Source organism: Geminicoccus flavidas (genome assembly GCF_009806515.1).
Classification (GTDB): domain Bacteria; phylum Pseudomonadota; class Alphaproteobacteria; order Geminicoccales; family Geminicoccaceae; genus Geminicoccus; species Geminicoccus flavidus.
Genome location: NZ_WUJP01000532.1, coordinates 1 through 4,004, shown reverse-complemented (window position 1 = coordinate 4,004; position 4,004 = coordinate 1). Strand labels below are relative to the sequence as shown.

Annotated in this window: 2 protein-coding genes and 2 pseudogenes; 1 reads left to right on the top strand and 3 read right to left on the bottom strand. The window is 71.2% G+C overall.

Annotated elements, in window-relative coordinates; genetic code table 11:
* Positions 1 to 445: pseudogene (locus EQG76_RS14995) on the top strand (NAD-dependent dehydratase); the annotation flags it as partial.
* An 18-nt stretch (positions 446 to 463) separates the two neighbouring features.
* Here the strand turns inward: EQG76_RS14995 and EQG76_RS14990 are convergent.
* From EQG76_RS14990 to EQG76_RS14980, 3 genes and pseudogenes are all read right to left on the bottom strand, one after another.
* Entirely contained in the window at positions 464 to 1,456 is a 993-nt protein-coding gene (locus tag EQG76_RS14990) for an SDR family oxidoreductase (protein ID WP_159714853.1), read from the bottom strand.
* Positions 1,457 to 1,600: 144 nt separating this feature from the next.
* Complete coding sequence (locus EQG76_RS14985; protein WP_159714851.1) at positions 1,601 to 3,727, bottom strand: CHAT domain-containing protein; 2,127 nt, start codon at positions 3,725 to 3,727, stop codon at positions 1,601 to 1,603.
* Positions 3,727 to 4,004: pseudogene (locus tag EQG76_RS14980) on the bottom strand (hypothetical protein); the annotation flags it as partial. The pseudogene EQG76_RS14980 and the gene EQG76_RS14985, both read right to left, overlap by 1 nt.

Genomic DNA, 4,004 nt, shown 5'->3' with positions numbered 1-4,004 from the left:
GCAGTGGGAAGGCCTCTCGGACGTCACCGATGCGCGGATCCTGGCCGAGCAGCTCCTTTGGGCGGCGACCACGCCAGAAGCGCGCAACCAGGCCTTCAACATCGTCAATGGCGACATCTTCCGCTGGAAATGGCTCTGGCCGCGCCTGGCCGGCTACTTCGGCGTCGAGTGGGTCGGCTACGAGGGCGAGGTGCGGCCGCTCGAGGCGGAAATGGCGAAGGACGGGCCGGTGTGGCGTGAGATCGCTGGGCGCCACGGCCTGGCGGAGCCCGAGCTCGACCGGCTGGCCTCGCCCTGGCACACCGACCTGGACCTCGGCCGGCCGATCGAGGTGATGACCGACATGAGGAACAGCCGCGTTCTGGGTTTTTCCGCGTTCCAGCCGACCGAGGACTCCTTCCTCGACCTGTTCCGCGAACTGCGCGCCGACCGGCTGATCCCGTAGCCGCGCCGGTCGCCGGGGTCAGCGTGGCCGCAGCATGCGGCTGGCAAGCAGCGCCACTCCTGCCATGACCGCCGTGGTGACCGCCGGATGCAGCGTGGCCCTTGTATAGAGGCTGGGGCGAATCATGCTGCCGGGGCGATTGCCCCGGACCCGCGCCTCGGCCCGCCCCTCGTAGAGGTTGTCGGTCGGGGTAGGCGGCTGCGGCCCGCGCTGCGCGTCGAACAGCAACTCCTCGCTGACCTTGTCGAGCAGGCGTGGAGCGACATGGCCGAGCGTGCTTCCGGTGAGGGCGGCAGAGCCGACGAAGACGTCCCGCCTTGGGTGCTGGGCGGCGTCCAGGATGGCCATGGCCGCGTCCTCCGGCGCATAGATCGGCGGCGGGAGCTGCACCTCGTGGCTCGTGTAGTTCTTCATGTGCTGCGGCATGGGCGTGCCGATCGACCCGGGCTTGACGAGCGTGACCACGATCGGAGCGTCCCGCTCCTCCAGCTCCATCCGCAACGCGTCGGTGAAGCCTTTCACCGCGTGCTTGCTTGCCGAGTAGATGCCCTGCATCGGCAGGGCCCGGTCCGATGCTACGCTGCCGACATTGATCAGCGCCCCGCCCTGCCTCTCCAGGTAAGGAACGGCGACCAGCGAACCGTGAATGACGCCCCAGAAGTTCGTGTCGAACAGCTGGCGCATGTCGGCCTCGTCGATCTTCTCGATCGGGCCGAAGATGCCGACCCCGGCATTGTTGACCCAGCTGTCGATGCGGCCGAACCGGTCGATGGCGGCCTCCGCGAGCTTCTGCACGTCGTCCCGCCTCGCCACATCGCAATGCACCCAGATCGCCTGGCCACCGCGGCCGGTGATCTGCCGCACGGCCTCATCGAGGGCGGCATCGCTGCGTGCGGCCAGCACGACCCTGGCGCCAGCCGCCGCTGCGGCCTGCGCGGTTGCAAGGCCAATGCCGCTGGAAGCGCCCGTGACCACGATCACCTGCTCGGACAGGGGCTTCAGCTTGGTCATCACGATCTCCAGCCCCCATCCGGGATCGAGCTCCTGGCCGGCGGGCGATGTGGTGGCATTGCAGTTGACGGAGAGAAAGCGTCTGCCACGCAGGTAGTTCCGCCGCGCCCGCTTTGGTTCCCCACCCGATCCGGAGCTGGTCGGCTACCGCCAGTCGCCGACGAGCTGGAACGCCGCCCAGTACACTGGTGCGGCCATGCCCGGCTCGGCCGCCAGGGCCAGCTGGGCCCGGCGCAATGCCTCGGCCTTCCCGACATGGCCCGTGGTCAGCTCGCCGTGGAACAGGGTCATCAGCCGCTCGGCCGCCTGGTCGTCGACCTTCCACATCGAGCCGATCGCGGCCCGCGCCCCAGACTTCACCGCCAGCCCCGCCAGGCCCAGTGCTGCGCGGTCGTCGCCCAAAGCACTCTGGCAGGCGCTCAGCACCAGGAGCTCCACGGGCCGGTCGCGGTAGCGGGCCTGTTTGATCAGTCGCTCCAGGTCGTCCAGGTCCAGCTCCTCGCAGGTGCCGAGCAGGACCTTGCTGTCCGAGGATTCCGGGGCGAACTCGGCATGGGTCGCGAAGTGCAGTACCGAGAGCGGCCGGGTCGCCAGGTCCTGGAACAGCCCGGCGCGGTCGAACGCCTCGTCGACCAAAGTGAGGGTGCCGGCCGGCGGGCTGAGCGCTGCGATCGCCTGGACTTCGGCCTCGGTGCCGTCCAGCGCATCCCAGCGCGGCGGGCAGGCACGAGCGGTAGCGCCGAGCAGCCAGGAGGCGCTGCCTCGCGGCCCGGGTGCGGTGTCGACGAAGTCCAGGCCCGGGTTGAGGGCCACCGCCATGCGCTCGATCAGGAAGCTGTCCCCGTCCAGCAGGGTGGCCGGCAGCACATGGCGCAAGGGCCCGTCTGGCACGAACACGAGCGTCCCGATGCCTGCGAGCTCAGCAGCGAACGGGCGGATCAGCAGGTCGTAGAGCTCACGCGACTGCGCCTTCCAGCCGTCGGGCTGGGTCGGGTCGGTCAGGCGAAACGGGTAGGCTTCGAGCTCGCCCCGGGCCGGCAAGGGCGAGCGGTGGTGCCGGATCCGCCCGTCCGGCAGCATCATGAACAGCTCGATGCCGTTTCGCTGCACGATCGTCACCAAGGCGGCGGCATCCGGGTCGATCTCGCCGACGCTGCGGGTGCGCGCCCGCAGGTCGGCCACGCAGTCGTCCTGGAAATAGTCGGACAGCTCCGCGGCCCGGGCCTGGTCGGCGAACCGGATCACCTCGCGATAGATCGCGACCCGCTCCCCCTCCGGCAGGCTGGCCGCCCGCTCGATCTGCAGGGCCACGTAGCGCTCGACCAGCGGCGCCACCTGCAGCCGGTAGGGGGAGCCCTGGCGTATCCAGTCATAGTCCAGCAGTGCCGCGCGGCGCCGGTCCAGGGCGCGCAGTGCGGCGGCATAGGCGTCGCTGGCAGCGGCCGGATCCTGGCCCAGTCGGTCGAGCATGGCTGCCCGCACCGCCAGCGCCTCGGCCTCCACCTGCCCGAGATCGGCCTGCCCGGCGCCCAGAATTGCCCGATCGGCTGCGGCCAGCGCTGCCTCGGCCCGGCCCAGCCCCGCCAGCCGCTCTGCGGTCAGGCCAGCGGCGACCGCGGCCAGGTCGGGGCGACCGTGCTCGGCAACCGCGGCCTCGGCGGCCTCCAGCGGGGCAGAATCGCCCGCCAGGTCGCTGGCGAGGAGTGCTGCCACCAGCCGCTCCTCCGGGGAGCCGCCCGCCTCATGCAGCGCCGCGATCTCCGCCACCTCGACGGGCGGCGGCGGGCAGGGGTCGTTCGCGATCGCCTGCGGCCGGGCGGCAAGACCGGCGCGCACTGCTTCCAGCCGCGCTGCCAGGTCGTCCTGGCGACGATAGGCCTCCTGCGCCCGGTCACGGACCCGGCGGGCCAGGGCGGCCAGATCCGCCCGCTCCTCACATGTATCAGCCGGCGGCACCACGGCCAGGCGACGGGCTATCACGTCGATCCGGCCAAGACAGGCCTGCCAGGCGGCACCCGCCGGCATCGGGCCGGGCGGCACGGTCCAGGAATGGTCCTGGCCATCGCAGCGGCTGGTCGCCAGGGCGCAGAACTGGCCAAGCGTGGCATCATCCGCCTGGCTGGCCGCCTGCCCGGCCAGGAGCAGGGCTGCCGGGAAGCACTGGCGGGCGACGATCAGCTCGCCTGCCTCGTCCGCGCGCGCGCCGGCACCACCCAGGCACAGCACCGGCCAGAGCAGCATCGGCAGGAGCAGACGGGCCAGCCGGCGCATCAGGATCGCCCCGCCCCGGAGAATGGCCAGGGCCAGATGCCGCAGCGGATCCTAAAATGGATGCCCAGGTCCTGGAGGTCGTCGATGTCGTCGGGCCGCCCCTCGAAGGGCTGAGCGACGTACAGCGCCAGGTCTAGCCGCTCGGACGGCCGCCAGCGCAGGCCGATCCCCGCACTGGCGATCGTGTCGTCGGTCTGCTCAGGATTCATCCGGTCCTCACCGCCACCTGCGTCGATGAACGGGATCAGCTCGACCAGTCCGTCTGCGACCGTGCGCT